Origin of the sequence: Mycobacterium sp. E2733, from assembly GCF_001667585.1 — a bacterium.
Taxonomy (GTDB): Bacteria; Actinomycetota; Actinomycetes; order Mycobacteriales; family Mycobacteriaceae; genus Mycobacterium.
In genome coordinates, this window is the sequence record NZ_LZJZ01000015.1 from 78,653 (window position 1) to 94,530 (window position 15,878).

The following is a 15,878-nucleotide window of genomic DNA, read 5'->3' on the forward strand; positions in this document are numbered from 1 at the left end:
GTTACCTCGGCCATTCCCACCGCGCCGGGCTTGCGTTGAAGACGACGACCGGCTGCGACGTACAGCAACCGAGAGCCTGATCGAGCGGCTGAACCGCAATCCAATCTCGCTGCAGCTCTTGGATTTGCGCTTCAAATACGGTTATCGGTTGCTCAGCCGCCTGCTCACCAGGGACGACGTGCTGTTCCTCAATTACGGATACGAGGAGGATCCGCCCATGGCCTTGCCGCTGGCGGCCTCCGACGAGCCGGACCGATACCCCATTCAGCTCTACCACCGCACGGCGACCCAAGCGGATCTCACCGGGAAACAGGTGCTGGAGGTCAGTTGCGGCCACGGCGGCGGCGCTTCATATCTGATGCGGACCCTGCACCCGGCCTCCTACACCGGCCTGGATCTCAACACGGTCGGCATAGAGTTCTGCCGCAAGCGGCACAAGCTACCCGGTCTGGACTTCGTGCAGGGAAACGCCGAGAGCCTGCCCTTCCCCGATCGCTCCTTCGACGCGGTGATCAATGTCGAAGCCGCGATCAACTACCGAAACGTCCCCCGGTTCTTCGCCGAGGTCGCACGGGTGCTGCGGCCGGGAGGGGACTTCCTGTACGCCGACATCCGCTACGCCGACCAGATCGCCGCCTGGGAGGCGGACCTCACCGCCATCCCCTTGCGCCTGATTTCGGGGAACGCCATCAACGCGGAGGTCATGCGCGGCCTGGAGAAGAACCGGTTCTTCGACCAGATCATCCGGCGCCTCCCGAACATCGCCGTTCTGCGCGGCATAGCCCACGACTACGCAGGCGGACCGGGCTCGTTGATTTACCGCCGTCTGGAAAACGGGGAGGCCTCGTACCGGCTGTTCCGCTTTGCTAAGGATTGAGGCGGCCGACGCTTGATCCCGCGCGCCGGCGTCACCCGGAGTGAAGCCAACACTCCCTCGCGGAGCGTCCAACGGCCTATTCTTTGAGAACCCCGGCAAACGCGGGGCCCGGATTGGCGGAGGGGTCGGATGACGGCCGTAGCAGCATGCGAGGCGTGCGGCATCGATCTCCCCGAGAATGCGCGGTTCTGCCACGGATGCGGCGCGCCGGTTGCCGAGCCCGCCGCGCATGCGGAGTACAAGCAAGTGTCGGTGCTGTTCGCGGACGTCGTGCACTCCATGGACATCGCCACCGCCGTTGGTCCGGAGCGGTTGCGCGAGATCATGGCCGAACTGGTCAACCGTTGCACGGAGGTGGTGCACCGCTACGGGGGCACGGTGGACAAGTTCACCGGCGACGGAATCATGGCGGTATTCGGTGCGCCCGTAGCAATGGAAGACCACGCCGTTCGCGCCTGCCTGGCGGCTCTGGGTATTCAGGACGAGATCAAGCGGCTCGCTGTCGAGGTCCGGGAGCGCGACGCGGTGGAGCTGCAGTTGCGGGTGGGCCTGAACTCCGGTCAGGTGATCGCCGGTGAAATCGGTTCCGGACCGTTCCGTTACACCGCAATCGGTGAACAGGTCGGAATGGCCCAACGGATGGAATCGGTGGCGCCGCCGGGCGGAGTGATGCTCAGCGAATCCACCGCTCGACTCGTTCAGTACGCCACCGTGCTCGCCGACGCCGAGGAGGTTCACTTAAAGGGCAGCGACGTCCCGGTGCTGGCCCGCCGTCTGCTGAGCATTTCCGGCGGGCATGACGAAAGCGGCCAGCTGCGAGCCGCGTTGGTGGGGCGAGACCTCGAACTCACCACGCTCACCGGCCTTTTGGATCGATCAGTGAGTGGCCGGGGATGCGTGGTTTGTGTTGTCGGACCGGCGGGCATCGGCAAGACGCGACTCGCTGGCGAGGCTGTCTCGATGGCCCGCCAGCGTGGTGTCGAGGTGTCGTCGGTGTTCTGCGAGTCGCATACCAGCGATGTCCCCTTCCTCGTGGCGGCGGGCCTGCTGCGCGACGTCGCCCGGATAACCGAGCTCGACGACGAGGCGGCGCGCGCACAGGTGCGCGCCAGCGTGCCCGATGCGTCCGATGAAGATGTGCTGCTGCTGTATGACCTGATGGGAATTAGAGACCCGGAGACGCCGCCCCCCACGATCCGTCCCGACGCGCGGCGCCGGCGGCTGACGGCACTGATCAACTCAATCTCGTTGACCCGCACCCAACCGGTTCTCTACGTCGTCGAGGATGCGCATTGGATCGATGAGGTCAGCGAGTCGCTGCTGGCCGAATTGCTCAGCGTCATCCCCCAAACGCCGTCGATGGTGCTGATCACGTACCGCCCCGAGTACCGCGGTGTGCTCGCCAATGTACCTGGCGCGCAGACGATCTCGTTGGCGCCGTTGAGCGAGTCGGAAACCGCAACGTTGCTCGACGAGTTGTTGGGCGCCGATCCGTCGGTCACCGGGATCAAGTCGATTCTTGCCGAACGGGCCGGCGGGAACCCGTTCTTCGCACAGGAGATGGTCCGCGAACTCGCCGAGCGCGGCGTGCTCGAGGGCGACCGCGGCGGTTTCACGTGCGCCACAGACCTCGCCGACGTCACCGTTCCGGCGAACCTGCAGGCCACCATCGCCGCGCGCATCGACCGTCTGGATCCCGCTGCCAAGCAGACGCTGAATGCCGCCGCGGTGATCGGTTCGCGCTTCACGCCCGAGTTGCTCGCCGCGGTCGGCAATGCCCCTGCCCTCGACGGGCTCCTCAGCGCCGCGCTGATTGATCAGGTCCGTTTCACTCCGGGAGCCGAGTTCGCGTTCCGCCACCCGCTGATCCGCACCGTGGCCTACGAATCACAACTGAAATCCGACCGCGCCCAGATGCACCGGCGTCTGGCCGCCGCCATCGAGGCCCGCGAGCCGGAATCGGCCGACCAGAACGCGGCACTGATCGCCGAACACCTCGAAGCCGCGGGCGACCTGCGGGATGCCTACGGGTGGCACATGCGCGCGGCGATGTGGGCGACTTACCGCGACATCGCCGCGGCGCGTCTGGGTTGGGAAAGTGCCAGAAAGATCGCCGATGCGTTACCCGCCGAGGACCCGGACCGAGCAGCCATGCGCATCGCACCGCGCACTATGTTGTGCGCGACCGCCTGGCGCGTCCGTATGAGTGTGGCTGGCGATCGCTTCGACGAATTGCGGAGGTTGTGCAACGCCGCAGGCGACAAGGCGTCACTGGCCATCGCCATGGCAGCGCTAGTGGCGGATCACACGTACCAGGACCGGGTGCCCGAGGCGTCGCGGCTGGCTTCGGAGGCCGTGACCCTCGTCGAGTCCATCGGCGATCCCACGTTGACGGTAGGGCTGTCCTTCACGCCGATCCGCGCCAAGATGGCAAGCGGCGAGTGGTCTGAGATGCTTCGCCTGTCCCAGCGGGTCATCGACCTGGCCGCCGGTGACCCCGCCAAGGGCAACCTCCTTTTCGGGTCTCCCCTGGCGCTCGGCTTCGCGCAGCGCGCCATCGCCCGCTATGCCCTGGGTCGTTCGGGATGGCAGGAGGACCTGCGGCGCGGCCTGGCCGTGGCGCACGGCGCCGACTCGCTGTCCTACGTCACCCTCGTCAGCTACGTCTACTCCGCGGGGATACCGTCCGGCGCGCTGCGGCCCGACGATTCCGCGGTGCGGGAGATCGAGGATGCGTTGACCATTGCCGAACGGTCCGGCGACAACCTGCAGTTGGGCTTCGCCTGGTTGACCCTGGGGCTTGCGCTGGTGCACCGCCACACGGACAGCGAGCGTGACCGCGGGCAGGAGCTGCTGGCGGAAGTCCACGAAGTGTTCCTGCGCGGCGGGCACTTCTTGTGCGATCTACCGCTACTTGACGCATACGTGGCGCGTGAGGCGGCCCGCCGAGGGGATCGCGACCTAGCGATACCGCAGATGTGCGCCGCCGTCGACCACCTCGCCCGCGGCGGACAGATGCTCTCATGGGGCATTCCGACTACGGGCATTCTGGTGGAGACCTTGCTCGACCGGGGGACCGAACGTGACGTCGCCGAAGCAGAGTCCGCAATCGAGCGGTTAGCGGTCGCGCCGGCCGATGGGGGTCTGGCGATACGTGAGATTTGGCTGCAGCGGATGCGCGCACTTCTGGCGCGGGCTCGATGCGATAGGGAGGCGTACTCGCATTTCAGAGATCGCTACCGGGAGATGGCGAGAACGCTTGGCCTCGAAGGGCACATCGACTGGGCCGACGCGATGCCGTAGGAGAGGCCGGTCTTTCAGGGGCGCGGCTGCACGTCGACGCTGGGCGGCCGCGACTGGGGTTCCTGAGGCTTCGCCTGCACCGAGCGCCGCACCAAGCTGAACGCGACGGCGCCGCCGGCGAGCACCGCGACAGCGACTCCCGTGATAACCCACGGGCGCCTGCCGCGCCGCTGCCCCCGCCGGGCGTCCTGAAGCGCCTGAGGCAGTCCCGCGACCACTTCCTGCGCGGCGGCCAGCTCTTGGGCGAGCGTCTCTTGGGCCGCGGCGAGTTCCCTGGCCAGGCGCCCTTCTTGGTATTTGCGGCGGATCTGCGATGCGGTCGACTGCGCCGACTGGACACCCAGGCCGACGACTCCCCGGGTGACGTCCACCGGACCCAGTGTCGAGTAGGTCAGCCCGCGAGCCAGTCGCTCCCGCGGGGTCAGCCGGGATTCCGCCCTTGCGCTCATCTGCCGCCTTTCTGTGCGTGCTGAACAGACTGCCAGCATAAGGACGTCGACGGAACCGTTATGCGCGCGACGCAGTTTCGGCGGCGGCTCCGCTTGAGTGACACCGGGTGCGGGCATGCCCGCGCGTAGTGGCAGACTCACATGCCGTGACCAACAGCCCCCATCAGACCGCGACCGCCACGCTCCACACCAATCGCGGCGACATCAAAGTCGCCTTGTTCGGAAACCACGCGCCGAAGACCGTCGCCAACTTCGTTGGCCTGGCGCAGGGCACCAAGGAGTACTCGACCCAGAACGCGTCGGGCGGGTCCTCCGGTCCGTTCTACGATGGCGCGGTTTTTCACCGGGTGATCCAGGGCTTCATGATTCAGGGCGGCGACCCGACCGGCACCGGGCGTGGCGGCCCGGGCTACAAGTTCGCCGACGAGTTCCACCCCGAACTGCAATTCGACAAGCCGTACCTGCTGGCGATGGCGAACGCGGGTCCGGGCACCAACGGCTCCCAGTTCTTCATCACGGTCGGCAAGACGCCCCACCTGAACCGGCGGCACACGATCTTCGGCGAAGTGACGGACCCCGAATCGCAGCGGGTGGTCGAGGCGATCGCGACGACGTCCACCGACAGCAACGACCGCCCCACCGAGCCGGTCGTCATCGAGTCGATCACCATCTCGTAGGCCGGCTCGCCGGACGCCGCGGTCAGTGCGGGTGACGTCCCGCGTAACCGGCGGCGGTCAATGCGTCGAGCACCTCCAGCGGGTCCGTCCCGAGGTCCCAGCGGGAGAAGAGCACCAGGCCGCCGTCGGCCGCCTCCACCTCGAGGAGCCGGACCTTGCGGCCATAGCGGCGGAACTCGGTGATCCGGATGATCTTGATGTCGTCGGGTCGTAATACCTGCGTCCGGAACCATCCCCGCAGCAGCAAGCCGTCGGCGGTAATTGCCAGCTTCGGTCGCGCGCGCCACGTCGCGCCCGCAAACAAGACCAGACCCACCGCGGCAATCCCCGTCAGAATCCGCCCCGGCGCGTCTGTGACCACGGTCACACTCGCGATAGCCATCAGTACACCGGCGGCCCCGCAACCAGCGATTCCCGTCGTCCTGGGCTCCCATTGCGTTTGCTGCACGCGCGACTCAGCCCCTCCCACCACGGCCTATGGAGTTATCCACAGACGCTATCAACAGTGGGGATAAATCACACGCGTGTGATTGGGGGGTAGGAATTTTGCTGGCGCAGTAACGGAGCAACCTGAAAATGAATTCATTCCGCGGCGGGCGTCGCTCAGTGCCAGCGCATCGTCAGCAACAAACCGGTGATCATGAAAGCGAAGGCGATGGCGTAGTTCCACGGGCCCAGCTGCGCCATCCAGTTAAGGGCGGTCGGTGCCTGGCTGCCGACAGCGGCCAGCTGAAACACCATCAGCCAGACGAGTCCGATCAGCATGAGGCCGACGAACAAGGCAACGAACCACACGCTCGACGGTCCGACCTTCACCTTCACCGGCGTGCGGCTGACCGCGCTGACGGCGAAGTCGTTCTTCTTGCGGACCTTGGACTTGGGCATGATTACCTCAACAAGACGGTGAGTGGACGGGGTGCAACGATAAAGACCGCAGCTGCACGCACAGCTTGGCTACGAGACTAACTCACCTGGCACGCCGACCAGGAAATTGGAGAGCAGAATGAGCGACGGACGCCGGTCACCATGGCGCTTCGGCGTCCCGGTGGTGTGCCTGTCGGCCGGCCTGCTCCTCGCTGCCACCCACGGGGTGTCCGGCGGCGCCGAGATTCGCCGCAGTGACGCCCCGCGGCTGGTCGATCTGGTTCGCGAGGCCCAAGCGTCGGTGAATCATCTCAACGCCCAACGCGACTCGTTGGCCGGCAAGATCGATGCCGCGCACGGACGGTCCTCGGATCTGGCGTTGGCGGCGATGCTGCGACGCTCCGCCGAGCTCGCCGCCGAGGCGGACATGAACCCGGTGCACGGGCCGGGCCTCACTGTCACCTTGGACGACGCCCAACGGGACGCCAACGGCCGTTTCCCGCGCGATGCATCCCCCGACGACCTGGTGGTGCACCAGCAAGACATCGAAGCCGTCCTCAACGCGTTGTGGAGCGCCGGCGCCGAGGCGATCCAGATGCAGGACCAGCGGATCATCGCCACCTCGGTGCCCCGCTGCGTCGGCAACACCCTGTTGCTCAACGGGCGCACCTACAGCCCGCCCTACACGGTCACCGCGATCGGCAACGCAGCCGCCATGCAGGCCGCCCTGGCCGCCGCTCCCTTGGTCATCCTGTACCGCCAGTACGTGGTCCGATTCGGGCTCGGCTATCGGGAAGAGGTCAAGCCCGACGTGCAGATCGTCGGCCACACCGAGCCGGACCGGCTGCATTTCGCGCAGCCCATGGGAACCATCGGCTATTGATTTTCGGCGGACGGTAACCTGACACGGTGCGGATCCTGGTCGTCGACAACTACGACAGCTTCGTGTTCAACCTGGTGCAGTACCTCGGCCAGCTGGGCGTCGAGGCCGAGGTGTGGCGCAACGACGACACCAGACTCTCCGACGAGGCCGCCGTCGCGACGCGGTTCGACGGTGTGCTGCTCAGCCCCGGTCCGGGTACCCCGGAGCGCGCGGGCGCTTCGATCGGTCTGGTGGGCGCGTGTGCCGCCGAGCGCACCCCCCTGCTCGGGGTCTGCCTCGGGCACCAAGCCATCGGCGTCGCCTTCGGGGCCACGGTGGACCGCGCGCCCGAACTGTTGCACGGCAAGACCAGCAGCGTCTTCCACACCAATACCGGTGTGCTGCAAGGACTTCCGGATCCGTTCACCGCGACCCGTTACCACTCGCTGACCATAATTCCAGAGTCGCTGCCCCCGGTGCTGGAGGTGACGGCGCGCACCCGCGGCGGCGTCATCATGGGGGTGCGGCACAGCGAGCTACCGATTCACGGTGTCCAGTTCCATCCGGAGTCGATCCTGACCGAGGGCGGGCATCGGATGCTCGCCAACTGGCTCGCCTACTGCGGGTGGGCGCGCGACGACACGCTGGTCCGCCGGCTCGAGAACGAGGTGCGGACGGCGGTGCAGCCCTATTTCCCGGCCGAGCCGGCGGCTACTGGCCGAACTTCAGCGTGATGATCCCGTCCCGGTTGCAACCGGTGCCGGCCGGCGGATTCTGATACACCACCCGGTGGGACTGGGAGCCGCCGGCGTCCACGTCGGGCCCCTTGTCCAGCACCCCGGTCCAACCCAGCGCTCGTAACCGCGGCTCGGCATCCGTCCAGAACATGCCGCTCAGGTCGGGCATGACGAACTGGTTGCCCTTGGACACCTGCAGCTCGATCACCGAATCCACCGGGACCATCTGGCCCTTAGGCGGATTGGTGCCGATCACCTCACCGGCCGGCTGGTTGCTGTCCACCTGTGCCTGCGTGACCTTGGTGAAGCCATAGACGGTGAGATTCTTCTGCGCGACGTCGACGGTCTGGCCCGCTACGTCGGGCACCTGCTTGGTCTCCGGTCCCGAGCCGACGATCACGGTGATCACGTTTGTGATCGCCGACGTCTGGTTGGCCGGCGGGTTGGTGCCGATCACCTTGCCCAGCAATTCCGGGCTCGACGGCGAATTGGCCTGCTTGAACTTGCTGAAGCCGGCGGCCTTGAGCTTGCTGACCGCGTCGGCGTAACCCAGCGAGGAGACGTCGGGCACTTCCCGCTGTTCGGGACCGGTAGAGACGTTGATGGTGATCTCATCGCCCGCGCTGACCGACGCGTTGGCGCCGGGGTCGGTGCTGATGACGTGGTCGGGCGGGATCGTCGAATCGGGCTTTTGCAGGGTGCGCGTTTTGAAGCCGCGATTCTGTAGCGCGGCAATGGCGTCGGCGGAGACTTGGCCCCGCATGTCGGGCACCTGCACATCGCGGGTGGTGCCGCCGAAGGTGTTGAAGGCGATGACGACGACGATCGTCAGCACCGCCAGCGCAGCGACCGCGACGATCCAGCGTCCGACCGAGGCGCCGTTGCGGTCGTCGATACGGCTGAGGGGTTGCCGGGGCAGCGCGTCGGTGCGCGGGCCAGGGGCGTTCCCGCCCGCGGCGAGCAGCGAGCTCCGGTCGGCATCGGTGAGCACCTTGGGCGCCTCGGGCGGTTCGCCGTTGTGCACCCGCACCAGATCGGCGCGCATCTCGGCGGCGGTCTGATAGCGGTTGTCCGGGTTTTTGGCCAGCGCTTTGAGCACGACGGCGTCGAGGTCGGCGGAGATGCCCTCGTGCCGGTGCGACGGCGGAATCGGATCCTCCCGCACGTGCTGGTAGGCGACCGCGACCGGCGAGTCTCCGGTGAAAGGCGGTTCGCCCGTGAGGATTTCGTAGAGCACGCAACCCAGCGAGTAGACGTCGGACCGGGCGTCCACGCTGTCGCCGCGGGCCTGCTCGGGCGACAGATACTGGGCCGTCCCGATCACCGCCGCGGTCTGGGTGACGCTGTTGCCGCTGTCGGCGATCGCGCGCGCGATGCCGAAGTCCATCACCTTGACCGCATTGGTGCTGCTGATCATGATGTTCGCCGGCTTGACGTCGCGGTGGATGATGCCGTTCTGGTGACTGAAGTTCAGTGCCTGGCATGCGTCGGCGATGATCTCGATGGCCCGGCGCGGGGGTAGCGGGCCGTCGGTGTGCACGATGTCGCGCAGCGTGACGCCGTCGACGTACTCCATGACGATGTAAGGCAGCGGCCCCGTCGGGGTCTCGGCCTCGCCGGTGTCGTAGACCGCGACGATCGAGGGGTGATTGAGCGCGGCGGCGTTTTGCGCCTCGCGGCGGAACCGCAGATAGAAGCTGGGATCGCGGGCCAGGTCGGCGCGCAGCACTTTGACCGCGACATCGCGGTGTAAGCGGACGTCGCGGGCCAGGTGAACCTCGGACATACCCCCGAATCCGAGGATTTCGCCCAGTTCATAGCGGTCAGACAGGTGCTGAGGGGTGGTCATCTTGGCATCTCGTGTCGGGCCGGAGACGCGCTGAGCGTTAGTGGTTCACCCCACCCGTGCTCGGCCGGCCCGCGTTGCAGTCCAGAATTACTTATCGTCCCGCGATCCGTCCAATTGAGCCGTGGCGCCAAGCCGCCGGGGGTGTTGCTCGCCGGCGGCGCGGGCGGGCTCCCGGTGTCGGTCACCGTCGGCGGCGGGGGCTGCTGCTGGGTGTCCGCGCGGGAATTGATGACGATGAGCACCGCGATGATGATGGCCAGCGCTCCGAGCACCCCGGCGGCCCACAGCAATGCGCGCTGACCCGACGAAAAGGTGCGCCGGGCCGGGGGCGGGCGATGGCCGCCGGTGGACGGCCGGGATCGGCGGGGCGCCGCGCCCCGGGTGCTCGACACGGCGGCCGCCCGGGTCGTCGGGCTGGACGGAATGGCGGCCGGCGATGCCCGGCCGGGAGGCGGGGACTGGCTTGGGCGCGGCGGACGGCGTCCGGCGCGCACCGCCGCCACGGCGTCGGCGAAGGGCCCGCCGCTGCGGTAGCGCATCGCGGGGTTCTTGACCAGGGTGATCTCGATGAGCTCCCGCACGTTGGGCGGCAACTCGGCGGGCAGCGGCGGCGGGGGCTCCTTGATGTGCTTCATCGCCACGGTCAGGGCGCCGTCACCGCTGAAGGGCCGCTTGCCCGACACCACCTCGTAGCCGACGACGCCCAGCGAGTAGACGTCGCTGGCGGGCGTCGCGTCGTGCCCGAGGGCCTGCTCGGGGGCGATGTACTGGGCGGTGCCCATCACCATCCCCGTCTGGGTGACCGGCGCGGCGTCGACGGCCTTGGCGATTCCGAAGTCGGTGATCTTCACCTGGCCGGTCGGGGTGATCAGGATGTTGCCCGGCTTGACGTCGCGGTGCACCAAGCCGGCGGCGTGCGCGACCTGCAGGGCCCGGCCGGTCTGCTCGAGCATGTCCAGCGCGTGCCGGAGCGACAGCCGGCCGGTGCGCTTGAGGACCGAGTTCAGCGGCTCGCCGTTCACCAGCTCCATCACCAGGTAGGCAGTGCGGCCCTCACCGTCCAACTGGCTCTCGCCGTAGTCGTGCACCTGGGCGATGCCGGGGTGATTGAGCATCGCGGTGGTGCGTGCCTCGGCGCGGAACCGCTCGATGAACTCCGGGTCCTGGGAGAACTCCTGTTTTAGTACCTTGACCGCGACGCGCCGGCCGAGCCGGCTGTCCACCGCCTCCCAGACCTGGCCCATGCCGCCGGTGGCGATCAGGCGCTGCAGGCGGTACCTGCCCGACAGCGTCACACCAACTCGCGGGCTCATGGTCCTCCCTGTAGCGCGGCTTGGATCACAGCCCGTCCGATCGGCGCGGCGAGTGCACCTCCCGTCGCGGACAGGCGGTCGCCGCCATTCTCTACCAACACTGCCACGGCGACTTTCGGCGTCTGCGCGGGCGCGAAGGCGATGTACCACGCGTGCGGCGGCGTATTACGCGGATCGGTGCCATGCTCTGCGGTACCCGTCTTGGATGCGATCTGCACGCCGGGAATGGCCCCTTTCTGCTGTGCGACCTTCTCGGCGCCGACCATCAGCTCTGTTAGCTTAGCGGCGACCTGGGGTGACACCGCGCGGCGCTGCTCATAGGGAACGGTGGTGCTGATGTTGGCCAGGTCGGGGCCCTTGAGGCTGTCGATCAGGTAGGGCTGCATCGTGACGCCGCCGTTCGCGATGGTCGCGGCGACCTGGGCGTTCTCCAGCGGTGTCAGCGCGACGTCCTTCTGGCCGATGCTGGTCATGCCCAGCGCCGCGGCGTCGGGGATGATCCCGACGGTTGATTCGGCGACCTGGAGCGGGATAACGCTCGGGGTGGTGTCCAGGCCGAACGACCGCGCCATGCTGCGCAGCGCATCGGATCCGGTGTGCATGCCGAGCTGGACGAACGCGGTGTTGCACGACAGGGCGAACGCTTGCTTGAGCGACACCGTGGGCTCGCTGCCGCAGGGTTGGCCCCCGTAGTTCTCCAAGGTCGCGGTGCTGTCGGGCAGCACAATCGAGGACGCCGCCGTCAACTGTTCGGCGTCGGTCGCGCCGGCCTGCAGCGCGGCCGCAGTGGTGATCACCTTGAACGTCGACCCGGGCGGGTAGGTCTCCGAGAGGGCGCGGTTGGTCATCGGATTGTCGGGGTCGTCACGCAGGCGCTGCCATGCCTGCGCCTGCACCTGGGGATCGTGCGACGCCAGCAGGTTGGGGTCATAGGACGGCGATGACACCATGGCCAAGATCTTGCCGCTGGACGGTTCGAGGGCGACCACGGCGCCCTTGCACGGCGGTCCACCGCACCCCTGCTGCATCGCGTCCCAACCGGCCTGCTGGACCCGCGGTCTGATGGTCGTGTCGACGTTGCCGCCGCGCGGATCGCGACCGGTGAAGAAATCGGCCAGCCGGCGCCCGAACAGCCGCTCGTCGGACCCGTTCAACAGCGGGTCCTCGGCGCGCTCCAGGCCCGTGCTGGAATAGCGCAGCGAGTAGAAGCCGGTGAGCGGCGCATAGACGGCCGGGTTCGGGTAGACCCGCAGAAAGCGGAAGCGACTGTCGGTGGCCACCGAATACGCGAGCAATTGGCCGCCGGCGACGATCTGGCCGCGCTGACGCGAATACTCGTCGAGCAGGACGCGCTGATTGCGCGGGTCGGCGCGTAGTGAGTCGGCGGCGAACACCTGCGTCATCGTGGCGTTGAGGAGCAGCAGCACGATCAACGCCATGACGGTGATCGAGATGCGGCGCAGAGAGGTGTTCATACCTTCTCGATTACCTCGGTCTTGGCCGCCGCGATCGGCGAATCTTTGCGCTCACGGCCACGCAGGGGATGCCGGGCGCTGTTGGAGATGCGGGCGAGGATGGCCAGCAACACATAGTTCGCCAGCAACGACGATCCACCGTAAGACATCCACGGTGTGGTCAGCCCGGTCAGCGGGATGAGTTGCGTTACGCCGCCGACGACGATGAACAGCTGGATGGCCAGGGTGGAAGCCAGGCCCGCGGCCAGCAGCTTGCCGAAGCTGTCCCGGGTCGCGATCGCGGTGCGCATGCCGCGGACGATGATGATGGTGTAGAGCATCAAGATGCTGGCGAGCCCGACGAGCCCGAGTTCTTCACCGAACGCGGCGATGATGAAGTCGGTCGACGCGGCCGGCACGGTATCGGGTTGGCCGTTTCCCAGCCCGGTGCCGAAGATGCCGCCGGTGGCGAAACTGAACAGCGACTGCACGATCTGGTAGCCGCTGCCGTCGGGGTCGGAGAACGGGTCCCACCACATCTGCACGCGGACCCGGACGTGCGCGAAGACGAAATAGGCGATGACGCTGCCCACCGCGAAGAGGACAAGGCCGATGACCACCCAGCTGAACCGTTGTGTCGCAAGGTAAACCACCACCAGGAACGACGCGTAGAGCAGCAGCGAGGTACCGAGATCCTTCTCGAAGACCATCACACCAATCGAGATCACCCAGGCGGCCAGCAGAGGCGCGAGGTCGCGCGGGCGCGGCAGGGTCAGGCCCATGAAATGCTTGCCGACGCTGGTGAATAGGCCCCGCTTGGCGATCAGCACGGCGGAGAAGAAGATCAGCAACAAGATCTTTGAGAATTCGGCCGGCTGAATCGAGAAGCCGGGGAGTCGAATCCAGATTTTTGCGCCGTTCTGTTCGGACAGCGATGCCGGCAGCAGGGCGGGGATCACCAGCAGCACCAGGCCGGTGATTCCGCAGATGTAGCCGTACCGCGCCAGCTGCCGATGGTCTTTGAGGAATGTGACTACGAGCGCGAACGTGACGACCCCGACGAGGGTCCACATCATCTGCTGGGTGGCGCTCGGGTGATGGCGGCCGCTGAGCTGCTTGTCGACGAGGTCGAGCCGATGGATCATCACGAGGCCAAGTCCGTTGAGCAACGCCACAATTGGCAACAACAGCGGATCGGTATAGGGCGCGAAGCGCCTGATGGCCAGGTGCGCCGACCCGAACACGAGCAGGAAAACCAGTCCGTAGCTGATGACGTTCCAACGCAATACGCGGTCCTGGTTTGCCTCCACGATCAGCAACGCGGCGACGGTGATCGCCGCGGCGAAGCACAGCAGCAGCAGCTCGGCGTTGCGACGGGTGGGCAGCGGAGGCGTGACCGCGACCGGCGGCTGGAGTTGTGTCGTCATGCCACCGTCCGGCAGTCGATGCCCGGTTGCAGTGGAGGCGCTGGAAGCGCGGTGACAGTTTGAGAAGTGGTGGTGGGGCCCACCGGCGACGGAGTCGCGGGGCCGCTGGTGGTGCTGGTAGAGGTGGGGCCGCTGGGCCCGGAAGAAGCGGTGGTCGGTGCTGGCGGAGCCGCGACAGTTGACTCGGGGGTGCCGCTCCCGGTGCGCGGAGAGCCAGGCGGCGACGTTGCGCGCGGCGACGGACAGGTGGGCAGCAGGTACTCGGCCAGCAACTGCCGTAACTGGGACTCGGCCTGGTCCAGGCTGCCGCCCGGCAGCCCGGCCTGAACCTGAACCTGGCCGGGACGGCGCAGGTCCCGCAGCGTCATCAGCTGGCAGTTCGAGTGACTCGATTCGCCGTAGCCGATGAGGGACAGTTCGTTTCGGGCACTCAGGCAGCCCACCAAGTAGGGCTTCTGCAGGGGCACGCCCAACAAGGACCCCTGGATGCCGCGGACGACTGACACCTTGCCGTCGTATTCGGCCACATAGTAGTTGCGCTGGATGACCCACCACCCGATGGCAAGGCCCGACAGAGCGAACAACGCCGCCAGTGTCACGACGAAGAACATGCGCCGCCGCGGCCACCGCGGTCGGCTCGGCGTTTCTGGTTGCGGCGCAACACGTTTGGCGGCCTCGTCGCGAGGCCTGATCGCGGAGGCACGGCCTGCGGACGTGTTGGGTAACGTCATCTGGTCGTCGTCGCCGGAAACCGCGCCCGCGAGAATCGGCTGAGTTTGGCCGTAGTCGTAGTCGACGACGTCGGCGACAACCACGGTCACGTTGTCCGGGCCGCCGCCGCGCAGCGCCAGCTCGATGAGGCGGTAGGCGGCTTCGGCCACGTCGGGAATCTGCAGCGCCTCGAGGATGGTCTCGTCGCTCACCGGATCGCTGAGCCCGTCGGAGCAGAGCAGGTAGCGGTCACCGGCCCGCGCCTCGCGCATGGTCAGGGTCGGCTCGACCTCGTGACCGGTCAGTGCGCGCATGATCAGCGACCGCTGCGGGTGGCTGTGTGCCTCTTCGCGGGTGATCCGGCCTTCGTCGACCAAGGTCTGAACGAACGTGTCGTCCTTGGTGATCTGGGTGAGTTCGCCGTCGCGCAGCAGATACCCGCGCGAGTCGCCGATGTGTACCAATCCAATCCGGTCCCCCGCGAACAGGATTGCGGTGAGCGTGGTGCCCATCCCCTCGAGCTCGGGCTCGGCCTCCACCTGCGCGGCGATCGCCGCGTTGCCGGAGCGCACCGCGGCGTCGAGCTTGGCGAGCAGGTCGCCGCCGGGCTCGTCGTCGTCGAGATGAGCGAGCGCGGCGATCACCAGCTGGGAGGCCACTTCGCCTGCGGCGTGGCCGCCCATGCCGTCGGCGAGGGCGAGCAGCCGCGCACCGGCGTATACGGAGTCTTCGTTATTGGCGCGCACCAAGCCGCGATCGCTGCGCGCGGCATATCGCAGAACCAGCGTCACGGGCGCCACTCTCCCCCGCGAGTGGGAGGTGCCCCCACGATCCCGGCTGCGCCGGCATCATCGTCGTGAGCGCGGGTCACGGGCGCAACTCGATCGCCGTTTTGCCGATCCGAATCGGCGTTCCTATTGGAACTCGTACCGCAGTGGTCACCTTTGCCCTGTCAAGGTAAGTGCCGTTGGTCGATCCTAGATCCTCGACATACCATTCCGAACCGCGCTGAGATAGCCGGGCGTGCCGAGTCGAAGCGTAATCGTCGGTGAGAACCAAGGTGGAGTCGTCGGCTCTTCCGATCAATACCGGCTGCCCGCTGAGTGTGATGCGCGCCCCCGCCAACGCCCCCTCGGTCACCACCAGGTAGCGAGCGGCATGCCGGCGTTGCCGCGACGGCAGCAGGGTGCTGCGCAGGGCCAAACCCCGGCGCACCATGACTGCGCCGGTGGGCGCGTAGATATCTGTCCGCAAAATCCGCAACACGGACCAGATGAATACCCACAACAACATCAAAAATCCGGCACGCGTCAGCTGCAGTACGAGTCCCTGCATCTGGCGTCCTTTCCGTCCTG

14 protein-coding genes are annotated in these 15,878 nt (G+C 67.2%); 5 read left to right on the top strand and 9 right to left on the bottom strand.

The window, feature by feature from the left end:
• The first annotated feature begins 118 nt into the window (after positions 1–118).
• Together A5678_RS02555 and A5678_RS02560 are read left to right on the top strand one after the other, a co-directional pair.
• Positions 119–877 (top strand): phthiotriol/phenolphthiotriol dimycocerosates methyltransferase, encoded by a 759-nt coding sequence (locus A5678_RS02555; protein WP_231983557.1) that lies wholly within the window; start codon positions 119–121, stop codon positions 875–877.
• 129 nt (positions 878–1,006) lie between these two features.
• Complete coding sequence (locus A5678_RS02560; protein ID WP_068037942.1) at positions 1,007–4,180, top strand: adenylate/guanylate cyclase domain-containing protein; 3,174 nt, start codon at positions 1,007–1,009, stop codon at positions 4,178–4,180.
• A 14-nt stretch (positions 4,181–4,194) separates the two neighbouring features.
• Here A5678_RS02560 and cwsA read toward each other — a convergent pair whose 3' ends face one another.
• Complete coding sequence (gene cwsA / locus A5678_RS02565; RefSeq protein WP_068037945.1) at positions 4,195–4,629, bottom strand: cell wall synthesis protein CwsA; 435 nt, start codon at positions 4,627–4,629, stop codon at positions 4,195–4,197.
• A 128-nt stretch (positions 4,630–4,757) separates the two neighbouring features.
• Between cwsA and A5678_RS02570 the strand changes: the two genes are divergently transcribed.
• Complete coding sequence (locus A5678_RS02570; RefSeq protein ID WP_068037948.1) at positions 4,758–5,306, top strand: peptidylprolyl isomerase; 549 nt, start codon at positions 4,758–4,760, stop codon at positions 5,304–5,306.
• Between the two features lie 22 nt (positions 5,307–5,328).
• Here the strand turns inward: A5678_RS02570 and A5678_RS02575 are convergent, their stop codons facing one another.
• Both A5678_RS02575 and crgA read right to left on the bottom strand, forming a co-directional pair.
• Positions 5,329–5,754: a PH domain-containing protein gene (locus A5678_RS02575; RefSeq protein WP_068038232.1), complete on the bottom strand. Its 426-nt coding sequence runs from the start codon at positions 5,752–5,754 to the stop codon at positions 5,329–5,331.
• Positions 5,755–5,909: 155 nt separating this feature from the next.
• Positions 5,910–6,191 carry a cell division protein CrgA gene (gene crgA / locus A5678_RS02580; RefSeq protein ID WP_067208633.1) on the bottom strand — a complete coding sequence of 94 codons (282 nt, stop codon included), beginning with the start codon at positions 6,189–6,191 and terminating at the stop codon, positions 5,910–5,912.
• A 118-nt stretch (positions 6,192–6,309) separates the two neighbouring features.
• On the opposite strand from crgA, the gene A5678_RS02585 reads away from it, so the two are divergent.
• Together A5678_RS02585 and A5678_RS02590 are read left to right on the top strand one after the other, a co-directional pair.
• Positions 6,310–7,053 carry a DUF881 domain-containing protein gene (locus A5678_RS02585; protein ID WP_068037951.1) on the top strand — a complete coding sequence of 248 codons (744 nt, stop codon included), beginning with the start codon at positions 6,310–6,312 and terminating at the stop codon, positions 7,051–7,053.
• A gap of 26 nt (positions 7,054–7,079) precedes the next feature.
• Positions 7,080–7,766: an aminodeoxychorismate/anthranilate synthase component II gene (locus A5678_RS02590; RefSeq protein WP_068037953.1), complete on the top strand. Its 687-nt coding sequence runs from the start codon at positions 7,080–7,082 to the stop codon at positions 7,764–7,766.
• On the opposite strand, the gene pknB is transcribed toward A5678_RS02590, so the two are convergent.
• The 6 genes from pknB to A5678_RS02620 all read right to left on the bottom strand — a co-directional run bounded on the left by pknB (position 7,744) and on the right by A5678_RS02620 (position 15,858).
• On the bottom strand, positions 7,744–9,618 hold the full coding sequence (pknB, locus tag A5678_RS02595; protein ID WP_068037956.1) for a Stk1 family PASTA domain-containing Ser/Thr kinase: 1,875 nt from the start codon (positions 9,616–9,618) through the stop codon (positions 7,744–7,746). The genes A5678_RS02590 and pknB overlap by 23 nt on opposite strands.
• Complete coding sequence (locus A5678_RS02600; RefSeq protein WP_068037959.1) at positions 9,615–10,931, bottom strand: serine/threonine-protein kinase; 1,317 nt, start codon at positions 10,929–10,931, stop codon at positions 9,615–9,617. The genes pknB and A5678_RS02600 overlap by 4 nt, the downstream gene beginning before the upstream one ends.
• A complete protein-coding gene (gene pbpA / locus A5678_RS02605; protein ID WP_068037962.1) occupies positions 10,928–12,406 on the bottom strand; it encodes a D,D-transpeptidase PbpA in 1,479 nt (492 codons plus the stop codon). Before pbpA ends, A5678_RS02600 begins: the two co-directional genes overlap by 4 nt.
• Positions 12,403–13,812 (bottom strand): FtsW/RodA/SpoVE family cell cycle protein, encoded by a 1,410-nt coding sequence (locus tag A5678_RS02610; protein WP_068037965.1) that lies wholly within the window; start codon positions 13,810–13,812, stop codon positions 12,403–12,405. The genes pbpA and A5678_RS02610 overlap by 4 nt, the downstream gene beginning before the upstream one ends.
• Positions 13,809–15,314, bottom strand: a complete 1,506-nt coding sequence (locus tag A5678_RS02615) for a PP2C family serine/threonine-protein phosphatase (RefSeq protein ID WP_068038235.1) — start codon at positions 15,312–15,314, stop codon at positions 13,809–13,811. Before A5678_RS02615 ends, A5678_RS02610 begins: the two co-directional genes overlap by 4 nt.
• 76 nt (positions 15,315–15,390) lie before the next feature.
• Entirely contained in the window at positions 15,391–15,858 is a 468-nt protein-coding gene (locus tag A5678_RS02620; protein ID WP_046183038.1) for an FHA domain-containing protein, read from the bottom strand.
• Positions 15,859–15,878 lie beyond the last annotated feature (20 nt).